The 19,471-nt window shown below is 68.9% G+C and carries 16 protein-coding genes and 2 pseudogenes; 14 read left to right on the forward strand and 4 right to left on the reverse strand.

From position 1 onward, the window contains the following. Positions 1–63: 63 nt before the first annotated feature. From ACFU6I_RS19105 to ACFU6I_RS19130, 6 genes are all read left to right on the forward strand, one after another. Positions 64–1,164 (forward strand): substrate-binding domain-containing protein, encoded by a 1,101-nt coding sequence (locus tag ACFU6I_RS19105; RefSeq protein WP_384367850.1) that lies wholly within the window; start codon positions 64–66, stop codon positions 1,162–1,164. Between the two features lie 114 nt (positions 1,165–1,278). Next, complete coding sequence (locus ACFU6I_RS19110) at positions 1,279–2,583, forward strand: ABC transporter substrate-binding protein (protein ID WP_384367853.1); 1,305 nt, start codon at positions 1,279–1,281, stop codon at positions 2,581–2,583. Between the two features lie 96 nt (positions 2,584–2,679). Beyond that, positions 2,680–3,576 (forward strand): carbohydrate ABC transporter permease, encoded by an 897-nt coding sequence (locus ACFU6I_RS19115; RefSeq protein ID WP_384367856.1) that lies wholly within the window; start codon positions 2,680–2,682, stop codon positions 3,574–3,576. Further along, the gene (locus ACFU6I_RS19120) at positions 3,573–4,517 is read left to right on the forward strand and encodes a carbohydrate ABC transporter permease (RefSeq protein ID WP_384367859.1); all 945 of its coding nucleotides are present in this window, start codon (positions 3,573–3,575) and stop codon (positions 4,515–4,517) included. Before ACFU6I_RS19115 ends, ACFU6I_RS19120 begins: the two co-directional genes overlap by 4 nt. 21 nt (positions 4,518–4,538) lie before the next feature. Beyond that, entirely contained in the window at positions 4,539–5,549 is a 1,011-nt protein-coding gene (locus ACFU6I_RS19125; protein ID WP_384367862.1) for a hydroxyacid dehydrogenase, read from the forward strand. Positions 5,550–5,637: 88 nt separating this feature from the next. Continuing rightward, positions 5,638–6,312 carry a ThuA domain-containing protein gene (locus ACFU6I_RS19130; RefSeq protein ID WP_384367865.1) on the forward strand — a complete coding sequence of 225 codons (675 nt, stop codon included), beginning with the start codon at positions 5,638–5,640 and terminating at the stop codon, positions 6,310–6,312. A 127-nt stretch (positions 6,313–6,439) separates the two neighbouring features. Here ACFU6I_RS19130 and ACFU6I_RS19135 read toward each other — a convergent pair whose 3' ends face one another. Then, positions 6,440–6,862 (reverse strand): secondary thiamine-phosphate synthase enzyme YjbQ, encoded by a 423-nt coding sequence (locus ACFU6I_RS19135; RefSeq protein ID WP_384367868.1) that lies wholly within the window; start codon positions 6,860–6,862, stop codon positions 6,440–6,442. Between the two features lie 92 nt (positions 6,863–6,954). Between ACFU6I_RS19135 and ACFU6I_RS19140 the strand changes: the two genes are divergently transcribed. The 5 genes and pseudogenes from ACFU6I_RS19140 (at position 6,955) to ACFU6I_RS19160 (ending at position 10,356) form a co-directional block, all read left to right on the forward strand. Next, positions 6,955–7,038: a putative leader peptide gene (locus tag ACFU6I_RS19140; protein WP_353961654.1), complete on the forward strand. Its 84-nt coding sequence runs from the start codon at positions 6,955–6,957 to the stop codon at positions 7,036–7,038. Positions 7,039–7,337: 299 nt separating this feature from the next. Then, positions 7,338–7,754: pseudogene (locus tag ACFU6I_RS19145) on the forward strand (ATP-binding cassette domain-containing protein); the annotation flags it as partial. Between the two features lie 16 nt (positions 7,755–7,770). Next, positions 7,771–7,985, forward strand: a pseudogene (locus tag ACFU6I_RS19150) (ABC transporter substrate-binding protein); the annotation flags it as partial. Then, a complete protein-coding gene (locus ACFU6I_RS19155) occupies positions 7,982–9,190 on the forward strand; it encodes an LLM class flavin-dependent oxidoreductase (protein WP_384367962.1) in 1,209 nt (402 codons plus the stop codon). The pseudogene ACFU6I_RS19150 and the gene ACFU6I_RS19155, both read left to right, overlap by 4 nt. 38 nt (positions 9,191–9,228) lie before the next feature. Continuing rightward, positions 9,229–10,356, forward strand: coding sequence for an NAD(P)-binding domain-containing protein (locus ACFU6I_RS19160; RefSeq protein WP_384367871.1), 1,128 nt, complete (start codon positions 9,229–9,231; stop codon positions 10,354–10,356). A 9-nt stretch (positions 10,357–10,365) separates the two neighbouring features. Here ACFU6I_RS19160 and mltG read toward each other — a convergent pair whose 3' ends face one another. The 3 genes from mltG to ACFU6I_RS19175 all read right to left on the reverse strand — a co-directional run bounded on the left by mltG (position 10,366) and on the right by ACFU6I_RS19175 (position 14,076). Beyond that, a complete protein-coding gene (gene mltG, locus ACFU6I_RS19165) occupies positions 10,366–11,214 on the reverse strand; it encodes an endolytic transglycosylase MltG (RefSeq protein WP_384367874.1) in 849 nt (282 codons plus the stop codon). A gap of 357 nt (positions 11,215–11,571) precedes the next feature. Further along, positions 11,572–12,204, reverse strand: a complete 633-nt coding sequence (locus tag ACFU6I_RS19170) for a hypothetical protein (RefSeq protein WP_384367877.1) — start codon at positions 12,202–12,204, stop codon at positions 11,572–11,574. A gap of 66 nt (positions 12,205–12,270) precedes the next feature. After that, positions 12,271–14,076, reverse strand: a complete 1,806-nt coding sequence (locus tag ACFU6I_RS19175) for an ABC transporter ATP-binding protein (RefSeq protein WP_384367880.1) — start codon at positions 14,074–14,076, stop codon at positions 12,271–12,273. Between the two features lie 117 nt (positions 14,077–14,193). Between ACFU6I_RS19175 and ACFU6I_RS19180 the strand changes: the two genes are divergently transcribed. The 3 genes from ACFU6I_RS19180 to ACFU6I_RS19190 all read left to right on the forward strand — a co-directional run bounded on the left by ACFU6I_RS19180 (position 14,194) and on the right by ACFU6I_RS19190 (position 19,443). Next, a complete protein-coding gene (locus tag ACFU6I_RS19180; RefSeq protein ID WP_358856098.1) occupies positions 14,194–14,637 on the forward strand; it encodes a MarR family transcriptional regulator in 444 nt (147 codons plus the stop codon). 164 nt (positions 14,638–14,801) lie between these two features. Beyond that, positions 14,802–17,726: an FAD-binding and (Fe-S)-binding domain-containing protein gene (locus tag ACFU6I_RS19185; protein WP_384367884.1), complete on the forward strand. Its 2,925-nt coding sequence runs from the start codon at positions 14,802–14,804 to the stop codon at positions 17,724–17,726. Between the two features lie 232 nt (positions 17,727–17,958). After that, positions 17,959–19,443, forward strand: a complete 1,485-nt coding sequence (locus ACFU6I_RS19190) for a Gfo/Idh/MocA family protein (protein WP_384367887.1) — start codon at positions 17,959–17,961, stop codon at positions 19,441–19,443. The last annotated feature ends 28 nt before the right edge of the window (positions 19,444–19,471 follow it).

Consider the following 19,471-nt stretch of genomic DNA (forward strand, 5'->3'; position numbering starts at 1 on the left):
ATTGATATCTTTCGGTTGTCGAGTGAAAGGCGATGTTCACTCGTTACCGAGAGGGGTCTGAAGGTGTTGGCTGACGAACGGCGGGAAGCGATCCTGCGTGCGGTGGAGCGCCAGGGCTCGATCACTGTGAAGGCGCTGGCCGAGGAGATGGGAGTCTCCGCCGTGACCCTGCGCCAGGACGTGCGGGAGCTGGCCGGCCGGGGGCTGCTGACCCGGGTGCACGGTGGTGCCAGGGCCCTGGCCCCGGACGCCGCCGCGCCCACGCACGTTCCCGCCGAGTTCCCGGCCTCCGCGCCGGTGCCCGCCGCGGAGAAGTACGCCGTCGGGCTGGTGGTGCCTCCGGGCGGCTACTACTACGCGGAGGTGATCCGCGGTGTCCAGAAGGCGGCCCGCGCGCTCGGTGTCCGTGTCGTACTGGCCGTCTCCGGGGAGTCGCTGGCGGAGAACCGGGAGCAGGTCCGCCAGCTCATGGCCGACGGGGTCGACGGCCTGCTGCTGATGCTGCACCCGGGCCTGCGCCCGCTGGACGAGACCGAGGAGTGGCTGAGCACCCTGGAGGTGCCGGCCGTGCTGGTGGAGCGCAGGGCGGGGATTCGGGCCGGCAGGCTGGAGCAGGTGGCTTCCGACCATGCCTACGGCGCGGCCCTCGCCGTACGTCACCTCGCCTCGCTCGGGTACGACCAAGTGGCCTTGGTCGCCAGGGTCGAGAGCCCCAACACGGCTCTGCTCAGCGTCGGTTACGCCGACGCCGTGAAGGCCATGGGGCTGAGGCCCGGGCCGGAGTTCCGCGTCGTCACCAACGGTGATGCGGCTCCGGCCGACGCGCGTTTCGACGAGGTGCTCCGGGCCGTGGAGGCGGGCGAGGTCCGGGCGGCGCTGGTGCACAACGACATCGATGCCATTGCCCTCGTCGGCGTCCTGCGCGCTCGGGGGCTGCGGGTGCCGGAGGACCTGGCCCTGGTCACGTACGACGACGAGGTCGCCGAGATGAGCGAGGTGCCGCTCACCGCGGTGGCCCCTCCCAAGCAGGCGGTGGGCTCGTGGGCGCTCGACCTGGCGGTACGTCGGCTGTCCGACCCTGCCACGCCGCTGGCGGAGATTCTGCTCCGCCCGGAACTGCGGGTTCGCGCGTCCTGTGGTGCCGACCGTCGGGCGGATGCGTAGCCACGCGATGACATTTACTGTCGTTTGAAAAAAATCGAAAGTGAATGCATTGACTCGCTGTCGTACGTAACGAATGATTGCGGTGACACCCAAGCAAACGATCGGTGGCACATCATGTTTCGTAGACGGCTGACAGCGCTGGTCTGCTCCGTCGCAGCAATCGGCCTGCTCGCCACGGGATGTGGAGACTCGGACAGCGGGACCTCCACGGCGGAGAAGGGCACCGGGAAGGTCACCTTCTGGTCCTTCGTCAAGGGCTCCCAAGAGGTGGCGGAAGCCTTCAACCGGACCCACCCCGACATCGAGGTGACGTTCGAGGCGGTGCCCTCGGGCCAGGAGTACTACTCCAAACTCACGAACGCAGTGAAGGCCGGCACCGTCCCGGATGTCGCGGTGGTCGAGTACCCGCAACTGCCGGAGTTCGCCACTCAGGGCAAGTTGGAGACACTGAGCGCATCGCTCGGTCCCCTGGTCAAGGACCACTTCCCGCAGTCCGTAAGGCAGTTGGTCGAGCTGGGAGGCCAGACGTGGGGTATTCCCCGCGACGCCGCGCCGCTGATGCTGTACTACCGGAACGACTTCTTCAAGAGCCACAAGATCAGCGTCCCCAAGACGTGGGACGAGTACCGGAGCATGACCGGTCAGGTGAAGAAGGCGGACCCGAAGGCCCGGGGCGGGGTGCTGTACACCGACAACCCGGGACTGCTGACCGCCCTCTCCTGGCAGGCCGGATCCCAGTGGTTCGGTACGGAGAAGGACTCCTGGAAGGTGTCGCTGACCGACGCTCCCGCCCGGAAGGTCGCCGACTACTGGGGTGACCTTGCCCGGAAGGACCTCGTCCACTCGCTCAGCTCGCTCGACCCGTTCTGGACGAGCGTCCAGCAGAACCGGACCGTCGCCTACGTATGTGCGAGCTGGTGCGCGGGAGCCCAGCAGGCGACCGTCGCCGACCAGAAGGGCAAGTGGTCGGTGGCCCCGGTCCCGACCTGGGACGCCAAGCCCGCATCCGCCATGTATGGCGGCTCCTCCTTCGTCATCCCGAAGGGCGCCAAGAACAGCGCGGCCGCCGCCGAGTTCATCAAGTGGATCACCACCGACCCCGAAGGCATGAAGGCGTGGGTCTCCTCCGGCACCAGCAGCATGTTCCCCGCCGATCCCCGTCTCGTACCGGTCACCAAGGCCGCCTTCCCCACCGACTACTACGGCGGCCAGGACGTGTACGCCCTGGGCAGCACGTCCTACGCAGCGGTCCGGCCCGGCTGGACGTGGGGTCCCGTCATGGGAACCACCAACACGGCCATCGTCGACCAGCTCCCGAAGGTCGCCCAGGGCAAGGTGAAGCTCTTCGACGTTCTCACCGGTGCGCAGCAGGCCACCGTGAAGGACATGGAGCGTCGCGGGATGAAGGTCGCCCCGTAGTACGCGACCCCTGGTGGGCCGATGCCCGCCCCGCCGGTCGAGGCCGGCATCGGCTCCCGCCCCGAAGCTTCCCGCTCCCATCGAGAAAGGCCCGGTATGACAACTCCGTCAGCCCGCGCCCAGCGCCGTACCGCCGCGCTGCTCCTGGCACCGTTCTTCATCCTCTTCACCACCGTCACCCTCGCCCCGCTGGTCTACGCCGGCTGGATGAGCCTGTTCACCACCCACACCTCCGGCCTCGGCTTCGGCGGCACGGAAGAGGTGTTCGCAGGACTGGACAACTACGTACACGCGTTGTCGGACCCGGCGTTCCGTAGCGGCTTCATCACCATCGCCGCGTACGTCGCGATCTACATCCCCGTGATGATCGGCGGCGCGCTCGTCCTCGCCCTGCTGCTGGATACCGCGCTGGCCAGGGCGCGGGCCTTCTTCCAGCTGGCCCTGTTCCTCCCGCACGCGGTACCCGGTCTGATCGCGGCACTCATCTGGGTCTATCTCTACACGCCCGGGCTGAGCCCGGTGATCGACTTCCTGAGCGCCGGCGGCCTCGACATCGACTTCCTGTCGGCTGACAACGCGGTCTTCTCCGCGGCGAACATCGCCGTCTGGGAGTGGATCGGGTACAACATGGTCATCTTCTACGCCGCCCTCCAGGCGGTGCCGGCCGAGGCCCTGGACGCGGCGAAAATCGACGGTGCGGGGGGTATCCGTACCGCCTTGTCGATCAAGGTGCCGATGATCCGTCCGGCCATCGCGCTGGCCGTGCTGTTCACCGTGATCGGATCGGTCCAGCTCTTCACGGAGCCGAAGGTCATCTACAGCGCGTCGAGTTCGATCGGCAGCAGCTGGACGCCCAACATGTTCGTCCAGACAGCCGCCTTCACCCACAACGACTTCGGTCTGGCAGCAGCGGCCTCGCTGCTCATAGCGCTGTTCGCCGCGGTGCTGTCATTCCTCGTCACCCGCATTTCGCGCAGCAGGAGCAAGCCGTGACCAAGACCATCACACGCGTTGTCCCCGCCGGCGCCCCTCCGGCTCCGGAGCGGACGGACACGGCCCCGCCGGGCCGGCGGGGCCCCGGGAACCGTCCATCGGTCCTGCTGTCCAAGGCCGGTGTGACCGCGATGCTGGGGCTCGCCGCCCTCTACACCCTTCTGCCGATGCTCTGGCTCGTGCTGTCGTCCACCAAGAGCCGCGAGGACCTCTTCGCCACGAACGGCTTCGCACCGGGCAAGGACTTCGCGCTCGTCGACAACCTCAGGTACCTGTTCGAGGTCGACGACGGGATCTTCCTGCGCTGGCTGCTCAATACGATCCTGTACGCCGGTGTCGGCTCGCTACTGGCGACGGTGTTCAGCGTGGCCGCCGGGTACGCGTTCGACAAACTGAACTTCCCCGGCAAGGAGAAGCTCTTCTCCTTCGTTCTGCTGGGCGTGATGGTGCCCGGAACGGCGATGGCGATACCGCTCTACCTGCTCGCGGCCAAGGCCGGTCTGGTGAACACCTTCTGGGGTGTGTTCCTCCCCGGCCTCGTGTTCCCGTTCGGGGTGTACCTGGCCCGGGTGTTCAGTGCCTCGTACATCCCCAACGAGGTCCTGGAGGCCGCCCGTGTGGACGCGGCAGGCGAGTTCAGGACCTTCTGCAGGATCGCCCTGCCCATGATCGCGCCGGGCTTCGTGACCATCTTTCTCTTCCAGTTCACCCAGATCTGGAACAGCTTCTTCCTGCCCTTGGTGATGCTGTCCGGCAAGGACCTCTTCCCGGTCAACCTCGGTCTGTACGTCTGGTACTCCTCCGCGCTCTCCCAGGGGCACCCGCAGGACTACCTCCTGGCCATCGTCGGATCGCTGGTGTCCGTGGTCCCGCTGGTCGTCCTTTTCCTGATGCTCCAGCGGTTCTGGAAGTCCGGCATGACAGCCGGCGCCGTCAAGTAGACCGTCGTCGTGAGGATCCCGATGCCATCCACTCCGCCCCGCCCGCGCGCCCTGTTCGCGATGGGCCGCCGGCACCGCGACGCCCTGTTCCCGTCGGCCGCGGTCGACCGGCTGACCCGTCTCGTCGACATCGACCCGCATGTCGTCGCCGAGGACTTCGCCCCCGTTCCGCACCTGGCAGCTGTCGAAATCCTGATCACGTCCTGGGGATGCCCCCCGCTCGACGACGCCGTGCTGACACGCATGCCCGCGCTGAAGGCAGTCGTGCACGCGGCGGGGAGTGTCAAGCACCATGTGACGGACGCCTGCTGGGACCGCGGCCTTCTCGTCTCCACCGCGGCCGCCGCGAACGCCGTACCCGTCGCCGAGTACACGGTCGCTGCCATCCTCTTCGCCAATAAGCGCGTCCTGGAAATCCGCGGGCTCTACCGCGAGCACCGAAACGCCCTGGACTGGACAGCGCGCTTCCCCGGCTTCGGCAACTACCGCCGGACGATCGGCCTGGTGGGCGCGTCACTGGTGGGACGCAGGGTGCTGGAGCTGCTCCGGCCCCACGACTTCGACATCCTGCTGGCCGATCCGCACCTCGACCCCGAGGCGGTCCGGTCGATGGGCGTACGGCTAGTCGAACTCGATGAGTTGCTGGCCGCCTCCGACGTCGTCTCGCTGCACGCCCCCGCGCTGCCCGAGACCTACCACCTGCTGGATGCCCGCAGACTGTCGCTCCTGCGGGACGGTGCCACACTCGTCAACACAGGGCGTGGCTCCCTCATCGACACCGAGTCCCTCACCGCCGAGGCGTTGTCGGGACGCATCCACGCCGTCCTCGATGTCACCGAACCCGAGGTGCTGCCGGCGACCTCACCGCTCTACTCGCTGCCGAACGTGCTGCTGACCCCGCACATCGCCGGCTCACTCGGCGGTGAGCTCCTGCGCATCACCAGCAGTGCGCTGGACGAGGTCGAACGCTACTGCTCCGGGCGGGAGTTCGCCTATCCCGTGACCCGAGCGGCCCTGACCACTTCGGCCTGAGCACCCGGGCTGCTGCCCCACCGCCCCCGTTGCGCGACAGCGCCGACCACCGCGACCATCCTGCGTGTCAGAAACCCGGAGTGCCAGTATGTCCCAGACCGGCCGCCTGTCGGATGTTCTCGTCTTCACCCGCACCACGGCCTACCGCCACGACTCGATCCCTGCCGGGCAGGCGGCTCTGCGCGAGCTGGGCGAGGAGCACGGCTTCACCGTGGAGACCTCCGACGACCCCTCGGTCTTCACCGCCGCTTCCCTGGCGGGGCGCAGTGCGGTGGTCTTTCTGTCCACCAGCGGCGAGGTGCTCACCCCGGACGGACGGGTGGTGCTGCGGCGCTGGATCTCCGACGGCGGCGGCTTCATGGGCGTTCATTCCGCTGCCTGCACCGAGTACGACTGGCCGTACTACGGAGAGTTGCTCGGCGCGCGCTTCGCCGGCCACCCGGACTTCCAGCCCGGTACCGTGCTGGTCGAGGACCGGAGCCATCCGGCGATGTGCCATCTGCCGCCGCGGTGGGACTGGAACGACGAATGGTACGACTTCCGGAGCAACCCGCGACGCCCCGGTGTACAGGTCCTCGCCACCATCGACGAGACCGGTTACGAGGGAGGCGGCATGGGTGCCGATCACCCCCTGGTGTGGTGCAAGGAAGCCGGCGCCGGCCGCTCGTTCTACTCGTCGCTGGGCCACGCGGACGACGCCTACACCGATCCTGCCTTTCGCGGCCACCTCCTGGGTGGCCTTCACTGGGCGGCGGGCTGCTGATGCCTGGCCCCCTCGGGCGGCCATGAATTCCCCGCTGCGCTGTCACCGGCAGAGGGCACTTCCCATGTGTCCGGAGTGCCCGGTCACGAAAAAATGTCGGCGGCACCACCCCGCCGAGTGAGCCTGGTCAGCCGAGGAAGCTCAGACGAACCTGACGGTCGGTGTTGGAGATGTTCGTGTCGACCAGGCACACCGACTGCCATGTACCCAGTTCAAGCCGTCCGCCGATCACCGGCAGTGTGGCGTGCGGTGCGATGAGGGCCGGCAGGACGTGGTCGCGACCGTGGCCGGGGCTGCCGTGGCGGTGCTGGTAGCGATTGTCCCCGGGCAGCAGTGTGTGGAGGGTGGCGAGGAGGTCGTCGTCGCTGCCCGCTCCGGTTTCCAGGATGGCGATTCCGGCGGTGGCATGCGGCACGAAAATGTTGAGCAGGCCGTCCCGGCCGACCGCGGCGCGGGTGAGGAACCGTACGCAGTCGTCCGTCAGGTCGGTGACCGTCTCGGCGGCACCGGTCGTGATATGCAGAACGTTGGTGCTGAAGGCATCAGGCATGCCCCCATCTTCTCCCTCGTGACACGAGATGGCGCGTCCACGTGCCGAGACAGCATTGACCGGTTCCGGGCTGCGTCGCTACGTTCGGCGACATGTTCCGTTCAGCTCTGCTCACTTCGCGCGGTCACATCGACCTGCTGCGGGTGGCATCTGCCGTGTGTTGTCACGGCTGCTGACGTTCCTTCAGCACGTAATCCGCAGGTGACCGAGGGTTCCTCCGTCCCGCACCTGACTTGCGCACCGCTCTGTTGCCATAAGGCGCCTCGTCGAACGCCGCCGCGCCCTTCCCCTGTCGTAGCTCCCGTGCCGTAACGGGTCCGCCGTCCGGGTGCCGGGCCGTCGAGCCGTGCCTTCTCCCCGTCCGTGGACTGCTCGTGGAGCTTTCATGCCCCTTGGCCATGCCCTCGCCCCGCCGGCTGGATCAGAGGAAATCAATACAGCCGATTCATACCGGGAGGTCGAACTCGAGCCCGTCGTGCCGACGTCCGCCCGCGGCTCACGCACCGGTATCCGGGGCGTGGACGAGCAACTCACGGGCACGGTACTTGTGCCCGAACGGCGGGCTGTTGCCTTCCAGGCGTCTCGGCTGATGCCATGGAAGCGGGTCCGGCGCAATGTACCGCTCGGGTTGGCGGGCAAACCCGAACCGGCGGTGGCCGAGCGGGCGTTGGAAGAGGTCGGGCTCGGTGAGCGGGCCGGGGCGTGGCCCGAGACGCTCGCCGGTGGTGAGGCGCAGCGGGCTTCGCCGGCTCGGACCCCGGTGCGCGAACCCGATCGGCTGCTGCTCGACGAGCCGTTCGGTGCGCTCGACGCGCTGTCCCGGATCAAGGCGCAGCAGCTGGTCGCCGAGTTCCGGCAGCGGCGCGGCTGCGCGATGCTGCTCATCACGCATACTGCCGTGCGCCACGGCGCGGAACGCGGTGAAGCGCAGTTACGGGACGCGGGTGCCCGTCGCCATCGATCCGGTGGCCATCGCGTCGGAGCTGGAGATCGCCGACACGTTCGCCGATCGGAAGATCACTCCGCGCCGCTTCGCCTTCAAGGACTTCGTCGACACCAGGTTCGACCGCGATCTGCCCGCGTCCTCGGCAGCCCCCGCTCGTACGGAAAGGCCTCGTCATGACTGTTCATCTGCACTGGTTCCTGCCCACGGGCGGTGACGGCCGCACGCTCGTCGACCGGCACGCGTACCCCGACGGCGGGATCGAGCGGGACCGCGACGCGCCGGTGAGCGGGGTGCGGGCGCCGGACATCGAGTATCTGGCGCAGATCGCCAAGGCAGCCGAACAGCTCGGCTTCGAGGCGGTGCTGACGCCGACGGGTACGTGGTGCGAGGACGCCTGGCTGACGACGGTGGCGCTGGCGCAGCACACCGAGCGGCTGAAGTTCCTGGTGGCGTTCCGGCCGGGGGTGATCTCGCCGGTACTGGCCGCACAGATGGCCGCGACATATCAGCGGATCACCCGGGGGCGGCTGCTGCTCAATGTGGTGACGGGCGGCGACTCCACCGAGCAGCGGCGGTTCGGCGACCATCTGGATCACGACCGGCGCTATGCACGGACCGCTGAGTTCCTTTCGGTGGTACGGGGCGCGTGGAGCGGGCAGCCGTACGACTTCGACGGTGAGCACTACCAGGTGGAGGGCGGACTGACGGCGCTGCCGCCGCAACCGCTGCCGGAGATCTTCTTCGGCGGGTCATCGGCGGCGGCCGGGCCCGTGGCCGCCGCGCACGCCGATGTCTATCTGACCTGGGGCGAGCCGCCGGCCGCCGTGAAGGAGAAGATCGACTGGATCCGCGGGCTCGCGGAGCAACAGGGCCGTACGGTCCGGTTCGGGATACGGCTGCACACCGTCTCGCGCGACTCGGCGAAGGATGCGTGGGCGACCGCGGACCGGCTGCTGGGCGATCTCGATCCCGAGACGATCGCCGCGGCGCAGCAGGCACTGGGGCGGAGCGAGTCGGTGGGGCAGCAGCGGATGCTGGCCCTGCACGGCGGCTCGCGCGACCGGCTGGAGATCGCGCCCAACCTGTGGGCGGGCGTCGGTCTGGTGCGGGGCGGCGCGGGCACGGCGCTGGTCGGCAGCCATGCGGACGTCGCGGACCGGATCGAGGAGTATCACGCGCTGGGCGTGGACCACTTCGTGCTCTCCGGCTACCCGCATCTGGAGGAGGCGTACTGGTTCGGCGAGGGTGTGACACCGGAGCTGGCGGCGCGCGGTCTGCTGTCGACCGTTCCGGCATCGCCGCTGCTGGGGGTTCCTGCCGCGAACGGCCGCCCGGCGTCCGCTCCGGGCGGGGCACCCCTGCTGATCGCCGGGGGTCGCTGACCGGGAAGATCCCTGAGCTCGAAGTCGTTGGTAGAAGCGTGAACAACTTTGGGGTCGTGGCAGCACGCGAAGTGGACGTGGTCGTCATCGGCGCCGGACAGGCTGGCCTGTCCGGCGCCTATCATCTGCGCCGCGCAGGTATGGAGCCCGACCGCGACTTCGTCGTGCTCGACCACGCGCCCCGTCCGGGCGGCGCCTGGCAGTTCCGGTGGCCCTCACTGACGTACGGCAAGGTCCACGGCATGCATGCGCTGCCCGGCATGGAACTGTCCGGCGCCGACGACAGCCGCCCGTCGTCCGAAGTGATCGGCGCGTACTTCGACACGTACGAGCACACCTTCGGCCTGAGGGTCCACCGGCCCGTGGACGTGAGCGCGGTGCGCGATGGCGACGGCGGGAGGTTGCTCGTCGAGACCACCGAGGGTGCGTATGCCACGCGCGCCCTGATCAATGCCACCGGCACCTGGGACCGGCCGTTCTGGCCGCGCTACCCGGGCCAGGAGACCTTCCGGGGGCGTCAGCTGCACACCGCGAACTATCCGGGACCCCAGGAGTTCGCCGGACAGCGAGTGGTCGTGGTCGGTGGCGGCGCCTCCGGCACGCAGCATCTGATCGAGATCGCCGAGGTCGCGGCGGACACCTTCTGGGTGACGCGTCGGCCTCCGGTCTTCCGGGAGGGGCCGTTCGGCGAGGACCAGGGGCGGGCCGCCGTCGCCATGGTGGAGGAGCGCGTACGGCGGGGGCTGCCGCCGCAGAGCGTGGTGAGCGTGACCGGGCTGCCGGTCACCGACGCCGTGCGGCGGGCCCGGGAGGAGGGGGTACTCGACCGGCTGCCGATGTTCGACCGGATCACCCCGACCGGGGTGGCCTGGGACGACGGGCGGACGGTGGACGCCGATGTGATCCTCTGGGCGACCGGGTTCCGCGCCGCCATCGACCATCTCGCGCCGTTGCAGCTGCGCGAGCCCGGCGGCGGCATCCGGGTCGAAGGCACGCAGGCCGTACGGGACCCGCGGATCCATCTCGTCGGGTACGGGCCGTCGGCGAGCACCATCGGCGCCAATCGGGCGGGGCGGGCGGCGGTGCGTGCCATCAGGCAGCTGCTGAAGGCCGATGAGGACGACGCCGTCGACCACGGGGGCGAGCACACCGCCGCTCTGGTGTGACTTCGCCCCTCAGCTGTCGCTCACGGCGCGCCGGTTGCGGTTGAACTCCTCGACGTTCTTCTGCTGCTCGGCATAGCTGTCGGTGAACCGGGTGTCCCCGGGTGCGACCGTCACGAAGTACAGCCAGGGGCCCGGCGTCGGCGTGATCGCCGCTTCCATCGCCTGCTCCCCCGGGTTGCCGATGGGGGTGGGCGGCAGCCCTTTGCGCTCGTAGCTGTTGTACGGGCTGTCGATCCTGGTGTCGCCGACGGTGGTGTCCAAGGTGCTGCGGTTCAGTGCGTAGTTGAGCGTCGAGTCCATCTGGAGCGGCATGTCCTTGGCCAGCCGGTTGTAGATGACGCGGGCGACCTTGGCCATGTCGGCCGTGGTGTCCGCCTCGGCCTGCACCATGCTGGCGATCGTCACGGTGCGGTGGACGGAGACGTTGTTGCGACGGGCCCCTGCGGCGATGTGGTCCCCACCGAATCGCCGCTCTGCCGTGTCGACCATGTAGGTCAGCAGGCCTGCCGGGGTGGCGCCGGAGGCGAGCGGGTACGTCGCCGGGAAAAGGTAACCCTCGGGGTTGCCCTTCGCCTCGGCCGGCAGTGTGAGCTCCGCCGCTCCGACAGCCTTCTCGGCCGTGCCGGGTGCCACATCGAGCGCCTTGTCGACTGCCGCGTACACCTGGGAGGCCCGCCATCCTTCCGGGATGACGAGAGTGCGTTCCGGGCCGACTTTCGCTTCCTTGGTCAGCAGCGGCACGAGGACGGCTGCGGCGACACCGAGGACGAGGACGATACCGAGGAACAGCACCAGGCGGCCGCGACGGGTGGGGCGGAGTCTGCGGTGGGGACGGGTGGTCGGGGACTCGTTCGCCATGCGGGCACGCTATCCCGGGCCGTACGCGGCTCGGACGGACGACACGGCTCCACACCGCGAGGACAGAACACACGAACAGGGGATCGGGTGTTCGCTGGAACGCGTGATCGTTTGGCCGATCGTTGCTCAACTCACCTGTGACAGCTGATGATTACAGGGCGCAAGCAACGGGCTGCAGACCGCGACTGCGCTGTCCCAGAGATGCACCATGTACGAGGAGAAACACCTGATGAACGTCCTGACCAACCTGCTTGCCGGCCTCGTCCACTTCGTGGGTTGGCTCGTCTGACCTCTGCTCCGCCCCGGCGCCGTCGCTCCCCGTCCCACGGGGGCGGCGGCGCCGTCGCGTGTGCGGTCTCAGCCTCGGCTCCCCGGCCCGGTGAACCCTCGCCTCCCCGGCCCGGTGAACTCGGGGAGGGCGGCGAACTCGGGTACCACGGTGACCGCCTCCGCGAGCACACCGAGAGTACGACGGACCCGGGTCAGGGGATGGTCGGGGAACTCGGCGTCCCACCGCTCGTGGTCCGCCGCGTGGAACGGCAGCCCGCCCTGGACGTCAGGAGCGTAGGGGTGGGGCCGGAAGTAGTGTTCATGGCCCACCTTCGCCAGCACCACCGCTTCCCGCATCCCTGTCATGCCATGCTCGGCCGCCTGGACCTTCACCACCGTGCTGCACCCGGCACGCGGCACGGTGAAGCTTCCGATGAATGCCTGTCCGTGCTGCTGCCCCGGCATAGGCAGCTTGAGTATCTGACGCAGCGCGGGCAGCTCGCCCAGACGCTTCACCGACGCCTCGATCAGGCCGCCGCCCGCCTGCGCGGTGTAGTGGGTGAGCGACTCCCGCAGCGTGGGGCCGTCGTCAAGACCCGCCGGCAGGTCCGGCGGCAGTCCGAAAAAATGCACCGACAGCACATCGCCGTCGTCGTTCCCCCATGTGTCGTGGTCCATGGGCCGGAATCCGGGGAGTTCCACCCCGAGCAGAGCTCTCATAGGCGGCGATCATGCCGTACGGAGAACCGGCCCCACACCCCCAGTGATCACTTCTCCGCACCCCGATCAGCTTGTCACGGGGTCGAGTTGGGTGTCCCGGCGGACAAGCGCGGCATAGCGGCCGTCCTGCTGGAGCAGCTCCTCGTGGCTGCCGCGCTCGGCGGTCCGGCCACCGTCGAGGACAACGATCTGGTCCGCGTCGCGAACGGTGGAGAGGCGATGAGCGATGGTGATCGTGGTGCGCCCGGCAGACAGGGCGTCGATCGCCTCCTGTACGGCGAATTCAGTACGGGTGTCGAGGGCGCTGGTCGCCTCGTCGAGGATCAGGACGGGCGGGTCGCGCAGGATGGTGCGGGCGATGGCCAGTCGCTGTTTCTCGCCGCCGGAGAAGCGGTAGCCGCGCTCGCCGACCAGCGTGTCGTAGCCGTCGGGCAGCGAGGCGATGTGGTCGTGTATCTGTGCCGCGCGGGCGGCCGCCTCGATCTCGGCGTCCGTCGCGTCCGGCTTGGCGAAGCGCAGGTTCTCGGCGACGGAGGCATGGAAGAGGTACGTCTCCTGGGAGACCACGCCGACGGCCCGGGCGAGCGTGTCGAAGTCCAGTTCGCGTACGTCGACGCCGTCGAGCGTGACCCGGCCCCCGGTGACGTCGTACAGCCGTGGCACGAGGTAGCTGAGCGTGGACTTGCCGGAACCGGTCGGTCCGACAACGGCGAGGCTGCCTCCGGCCGGCACGGTGACATCGACACCGCTGAGGGTCGGGCCGCTCTTCTCGTCGTAGCTGAAGTCCACGTCCTCGAAGCGGATCTCGCCGCGGACCTTCTCCAGCCGGACGGGCTCCTCGGACTCGGTGATGTCCACCCTGAGGTCGAGGTACTCGAAGATCCGCTGGAAGAGTGCGAGGGACGTCTGCATCTGCACCCCGGTGGAGAGCAGGCTCACGGCAGGCCGGAAGAGACCCTGCTGGAGCGAGACGAAGGCGACGAGCGTGCCGATGGAGACAGCGGGTCCCCCGGACTGCAGGGCGAGTCCCGCGGCCCAGTAGATGATGGCGGGCATGGCGGCCATGACGATGCCGATCGTCGACATCCGCCACCGCCCGGCCATGCTGGAGCGCACTTCGAGGTCGACCAGGCGCTCGGACTCGTCGGCGAAGCCCCGGGTGAGGGAGTCCGCGCGGCCCATCGTCCGGCCGAGCAGGATGCCGCTCACGGAGAGGGACTCGGTGACGGTGGCCGCCATGGCGGCCATCTGCTTCTGGCGCTGGGTGGTGATCTTCTTGCGCTCGCGGCCGACCCGGCGGCTGATCCAGACGAAGACCGGCAGCAGGAGGAGCGAGACGAGGGTGAGCCGCCAGTCGAGCGCCAACATGGCGACGACGGTGGCGATGACCGCCGTGAGGTTGGAGACCAGCGAGGTGGCGGTGGAGGTGACGGTGGCCTGCATGCCGCCGATGTCATTGGCGATACGGGACTGCACCTCGCCGGTACGGGTCTTCGTGAAAAAGGCGAGCGGCATCCGCTGCAGCTGGGCGTAGACCGACGTGCGCAGGTCATGCATGACCCGCTGGCCGACGGTGGTGGAGATCAGGGTCTGCAGGACGCCGAAGACGCTGTTCATCACGGCGGTGAGAATCATGCCGAGGGCGAGCAGCGAGAGCAGTCCCGTCCGCCCCTGGGGAATGGCCGTGTCGAGGATCTCGCGGAGCAGGAACGGCGAGGCGACGGACACCAACGACGAGGCGCCGACGAGGAGTCCGACCAGCGCGAGCCGGCCGCGGTACGGATGGAAGAGGCGGAGGATGCGGCGCAGCTCGGCGGGCGGCCGCGCAGCGTCCCTGGGCGGGGGTGTCCACGTGGGTTCGTCGGGTTTCATGGGCTCCTTCGGCAGGCGTGACGGAGGGAGACTGCCGCATGCGGCAGTCCGACCTTTGCGAGCATAGCTCATTGTTACCTATACTCACAATGAACGTCGTCCTGATATTGTTCCTCCATGGACTCCCCCGACTCCGACGGCCTGCTGGCCGAGCAACTGCTGCGGCTCACCCGCCGGCTCCAGCGCATCCAGAGCCGCCAGCTGGAGCCGATCGGCATCACGCCGGCCCAGTTCCGGCTGCTGCGCACGGTCGCCCACTACGACGGGCCGCCCCGGATGGCGGATCTCGCGCAGCGCCTGGATGTCGTGCCGCGCGCCGTGACCAGCCTGGTCGACGCGTTGGAGGCGAGCGGTCGGGTGCGCCGCGCCCCGGATCCGGACAGCCGCCGGGTGGTCCGGATCGAGATCACCGACGAGGGCCGTGCCACGCTGCGCTCGCTGCGCGACGCGCGCAGGGCGGCCGCGGAAGAGATCCTGGCTCCCTTGACCGCCGATCAGCGCGAGGTGCTGGGCGGGCTGCTGTCCACTCTGGTCGCGGGAATGCCGGAGCGTCGCTGCTGAGGCTCCCCCTACGGATTGTGCCGGGTGCCGGGGTGAGTCGGCGCAACCCGTGCCGGGCCGATTCGCAAGCCGGCCTCGAGGCCTTGCACCGATCGTGAGCGGTGGGAATCCTCGCTGGTAGAAAGGTGGGAGGACCGCACCGAACCACCGAGGGGACCATCGCCATGCCGCTGTTGGAGCCGAAGCCGGAAGTCCTTCGCCCGGGTGCGGCACGCACCCCGTCCCCCGACCGGGTCCCCGACGTGCGGGCCACGGGCACACCCGAGCCGCTGCGCAGCGAACTGACCGCGCTGCTCGGGCCGGAGAAGGTGTTGTGGAGCGTCTCCGACCTGGTGAAATACGCCTCCGATGCCAGCCCCTACCGGTTCGTCCCGCAGGTCGTCGTCGTCCCGGAGGACATCGACGACATCTCGGCGATCCTGTCGTACGCGCGCGGCAACGGCCGCGAAGTCGTCTTCCGGGCCGCGGGCACCAGCTTGAACGGCCAGGCGCAGGGCGAGGACATTCTTGTCGACGTCCGCCACCACTGGGCGGGCATCGAGGTGCTGGACGACGGTGCGCGGGCCCGGATCCGCCCCGGGACCACAGTCATGCGCGCCAATGCCACCCTCGCCCGGTTCGGAAGGCTGCTCGGCCCCGATCCGGCCAGCGCCATCGCGTGCACGATCGGCGGGGTCGTCGCCAACAACGCCTCCGGAATGACGGCGGGCACCACCCGCAACTCGTACCGCACCGTCGCCTCGCTCACCTTCGTGCTGCCGAGCGGCACGGTCGTCGACACGGCCGATCCGGCGGCGGACGAACTGCTCGCCCACGCCGAACCACAGCTGTGCGAGGGGCTGCTCGCCCTGAAGGCGGAGATCGAGGCGGACGCGGAACTGACCGCCCGGATCCGCGCCAAGTACGAGATCAAGAACACCAACGGCTACCGGCTCGACGCGTTCCTGGACGGCTCGACCCCCGTACAGATCCTGCGCGGACTGATGGTCGGCTCGGAGGGCACCTTCGGTTTCATCTCCGAGGTCGTCTTCGACACGCTGCCGCTGGACCGGAAGGTCTCCAGCGCCCTGCTCTTCTTCCCCTCGTTGACCGCCGCCGCCGCTGCCGTGCCCCGTTTCAACGAGGCGGGGGCGATCGCCGTCGAGCTGATGGACGGCAACACGCTGCGGGCGTCGGTGAGCGTCCAGGGCGTGCCTGCGGACTGGGCCGAACTGCCGAAGGAGACCGCGGCGCTGCTGGTGGAGTTCCGGGCTCCGGACGAGCCGGGGCAGGAGGCGTACGAGCGGGCGGCGGCCGCGGTCGTCGAGGGGCTGGACCTTGTCGCGCCGGTCGCCTCGGTGACCAATGAGTTCACCCGCGAGGCCAGGGTCATCTCGGGTTACTGGAAGGCCCGGAAGGCGTTCGTCACCGCGGTCGGCGGCTCCCGCCCGTCCGGTACGACTCTGATCACGGAGGACTTCGCGGTCCCGCCGTCGCTGCTCGCCGACGCCTGCGAAGCCCTCCTCCGGCTCCAGGCCGAGCACGGTTTCGACGCCGCCGTCGCGGGCCATGCCGCGCACGGCAATCTGCACTTCCTGCTCGCGTTCGACGCGGCGAAGCCGTCCGATGTCGACCGGTACGCCGCGTTCATGGACGACTTCTGCCGGCTGACTGTGGAGCGCTTCGACGGCTCGCTCAAGGCGGAGCACGCCACCGGTCGCAATATCGCACCCTTCCTGGAGCTGGAGTGGGGCCCGAAGGCGACCGAGCTGATGTGGCGTACGAAGCAGGTCATCGACCCCGACCGGGTGCTCGCGCCGCGGATCGTCCTCGACCGTGACCCGAAGGCCCATCTGCGCGGGCTGAAGACGATTCCCGAGGTCGAATTGATCGCCGACCCCTGCATCGAGTGCGGGTTCTGCGAACCGACCTGCCCCAGTCACGGCCTCACCACCAGCCCGCGCCAACGGATCGTGCTGCGACGGGAGATGATGCGCCAGCCCGGCGGTTCGCCGGTGGAGACCGGGCTCCTCGACGCGTACGGGTACGAGGCCGTCGACACCTGCGCCGGTGACTCCACCTGCAAACTCGCCTGCCCGGTCGGCATCGACACCGGCGCCCTGATGAAGGACTTCCGCCACCAGCGGCACTCACCGCGCGAGGAACGGATCGCGGCACTCACCGCGAGGAACTTCAAGGCGGTGGAGGCCTCGGCGCGGCTCGCGGTCGCGGCGGCCGACAAAATCGGCGACCGGCTGCTGGAAACCGTCACCGGGCTCGCCCGCAAGGCCGTACGCCCCGATCTGGTGCCCGAGTGGCTCCCCGAGATCCCCGGCGCGGCGCCCCGCAAACTGCCCCGCACCTCACGGGTCGGGGCGAGCGCCGTCTACTACCCGGCGTGCGTGAACCGGATCTTCGGCGGTTCGGAAGGCCGGCGTGGCCCGTCGCTGCCGCAGGCCGTCGTCGCCGTCTCGGCCCGTGCCGGAAAGCCGGTGTGGATCCCGGAGGACGTCGCGGGGACCTGCTGCTCGACGATCTGGCACTCCAAGGGCTACGACGAGGGCAACGTCGTGATGGCCAACCGCATCGTGGAGGCCGCCTGGGGCTGGACAGCCGGCGGAAAGCTGCCCCTGGTCGTCGACGCCTCGTCGTGCACGCTGGGCATCGCCCATGAGGTCGTGCCCTATCTCACCGAGGACAACCGGGAGTTGCACCGGGAGCTGACGGTCGTCGACTCCCTCGTCTGGGCGGCCGACGAGCTGCTGCCGGAACTGACGATCCTGCGGAAGACCGGCTCGGCGGTGCTGCACCCGACGTGCTCCATGCAGCATCTCGGCGACGTGGAGCAGTTGCGGACAGTTGCGGAGGCGTGTGCGGAGGAGGTCGTCGTACCGGACGACGCCGGATGCTGCGCGTTCGCGGGCGACCGCGGGATGCTCCACAAGGAGCTGACCGCGTCGGCCACGGCGAAGGAGGCGGCCGAGGTCAACTCCCGTGAGTACGACGCCTATCTCTCCGCGAACCGGATGTGCGAGATCGGCATGGACCGGGCCACGGGGCGCGCGTACCACTCCGTCCTGATGGAACTGGAGCGGGCGACGCGCCCCTGACCCGTCTCTCGCACGACCGCGTACGCAACCGACCACCGGGACCGGCCGCATCCGCCGGGCCGCCCGGTGGTCGGCGTTCTCCTGGGCACCCATAGACCTCGGACGAAAGTCCATGGATTCGGTTTCGAGAGTCCAAACCCTCCCCTTGCGTATCAGCAGCCTCAACTATCAAGGTCGTGAACGAGGTTCAGAGCAACAGCCGCGCACGTCAGACCCCCCTCCTGGAGGATCGATGAACGACGCAGCACAGCAGAACCACGGTGCGGAGGACGGTGACGACGGCTCGATGAGCCGTCGTTCGGTCCTGTGGACGACCGCCGCCGGCGTGACCGGTGCCGGGCTCGGACTGGGCGGTCTCGGCAGCGGCACCGCATCCGCCGCCACCCCCCTCGGCTCCGATTCCGCCGCCGATGGACAGGCGCAGACGGCCTCGCCGCAGCGCCAGGGCGCCACCATGGTGGGAGTGCCGTTCGAAGGGCGTTCCACCGTCCGGGTCGGCCTGGTCGGCCTCGGCAACCGCGGCGGCAGCATGATCGATCTCTATCTCGCCATCCCCGGAGTGCAGGTCGTCGCCGTGTGCGACCCGGTCAAGGAGAAAGCCCAGCGGGCCGCCGCCAAGGTGACCGCCGCCGGTCAGCCGGCTCCCGCCGTCTACACCAACGGCGAGGACGACTACGAGAATCTCTGCAAACGCGGGGACATCGACTTCGTCTATGTGGCGACTCCCTGGGACTTGCACTTCGAGATGGCGAAGACCGCCATGCTCCACGGCAAGCATGTCGGGGTGGAGTGTCCGATCGCTCTCCAGCTCGATCAGCTCTGGGAGCTGGTCAATCTCTCCGAGCGCACCAGACGGCACTGCATGCAGTTGGAGAACTGCTGTTACGGGCGGAACGAGATGCGGGTGCTCCGCATGGCGCACGCAGGTCTCTTCGGCGACCTGCTGCACGGCGCGGGCGCGTACAACCACGATCTGCGCGGCCTGATGTTCGATCCGGACTACTACGAGGGTCCATGGCGCCGGCTGTGGCACACCCGGCTGCGCGGCGACCTCTACCCCAACCACGGGTTCGGTCCGGTCGCCAACTACATGGATCTCAACCGCGGGGACCGTGCGGTGAGCATCACCAGCGTCGGTTCGCCGTCCCTGGGGCTCGCCGAGTACCGGAAGAAGCACATGCCGGCAGGTGACCCGAGCTGGAAGGAGACCTATATCGAGAGCGACCGCACGATCAGTCTCGTCCAGACCGCCAAGGGACGGGTGATCCGGCTGGAGCACGACGTGTCCACACCGCATCCGTACTCGCGTATCAACAGTCTCGGCGGCACGAAGGGGCTCTTCGAGGACTATCCGGCCCGCATCTACATCGAGCCCGACCACACCAACGACGCCTGGGGCAACTTCGGCGCGTACGCCGAATGGGACCACTGGCTGTGGAAGGAACACGCCAACCCGCCCGGCGGGCACGGCGGAATGGACTACATGCTGGTGTTCCGGCTGATGCAGTGCATGCGTCTGGGGCTCGTTCCCGACTTCGATGTGTACGACGCGGCGACCTGGACGTCTCCGGTACCGCTCAGCCACCTCTCCATCAAGGCGAAGGGCGCGCCGCAGCAGATCCCGGACTTCACCCGCGGTGAGTGGAAGAAGGCCCGCCCCGGCATGGACTCGGCGAAGCCTCGCCGAGTACCGGAAGAAGCACATGCCGGCAGGTGACCCGAGCTGGAAGGAGACCTATATCGAG

The organism is Streptomyces sp. NPDC057486 (assembly GCF_042802415.1).
Lineage (GTDB): Bacteria > Actinomycetota > Actinomycetes > Streptomycetales > Streptomycetaceae > Streptomyces > Streptomyces yanii.

Coding starts and splice junctions, on each gene's coding strand:
- ACFU6I_RS19125 (WP_384367862.1), top strand. CDS start 4,539: ATGCCATCCACTCCGCCCCGCCCGCGCGCCCTGTTCGCGATGGGCCGC.
- mltG (WP_384367874.1), bottom strand. CDS start 11,214: ATGGCGAACGAGTCCCCGACCACCCGTCCCCACCGCAGACTCCGCCCC.
- ACFU6I_RS19155 (WP_384367962.1), top strand. CDS start 7,982: ATGACTGTTCATCTGCACTGGTTCCTGCCCACGGGCGGTGACGGCCGC.
- ACFU6I_RS19170 (WP_384367877.1), bottom strand. CDS start 12,204: ATGAGAGCTCTGCTCGGGGTGGAACTCCCCGGATTCCGGCCCATGGAC.
- ACFU6I_RS19130 (WP_384367865.1), top strand. CDS start 5,638: ATGTCCCAGACCGGCCGCCTGTCGGATGTTCTCGTCTTCACCCGCACC.
- ACFU6I_RS19110 (WP_384367853.1), top strand. CDS start 1,279: ATGTTTCGTAGACGGCTGACAGCGCTGGTCTGCTCCGTCGCAGCAATC.
- ACFU6I_RS19190 (WP_384367887.1), top strand. CDS start 17,959: ATGAACGACGCAGCACAGCAGAACCACGGTGCGGAGGACGGTGACGAC.
- ACFU6I_RS19140 (WP_353961654.1), top strand. CDS start 6,955: ATGTTCCGTTCAGCTCTGCTCACTTCGCGCGGTCACATCGACCTGCTG.
- ACFU6I_RS19115 (WP_384367856.1), top strand. CDS start 2,680: ATGACAACTCCGTCAGCCCGCGCCCAGCGCCGTACCGCCGCGCTGCTC.
- ACFU6I_RS19175 (WP_384367880.1), bottom strand. CDS start 14,076: ATGAAACCCGACGAACCCACGTGGACACCCCCGCCCAGGGACGCTGCG.
- ACFU6I_RS19180 (WP_358856098.1), top strand. CDS start 14,194: ATGGACTCCCCCGACTCCGACGGCCTGCTGGCCGAGCAACTGCTGCGG.
- ACFU6I_RS19135 (WP_384367868.1), bottom strand. CDS start 6,862: ATGCCTGATGCCTTCAGCACCAACGTTCTGCATATCACGACCGGTGCC.
- ACFU6I_RS19185 (WP_384367884.1), top strand. CDS start 14,802: ATGCCGCTGTTGGAGCCGAAGCCGGAAGTCCTTCGCCCGGGTGCGGCA.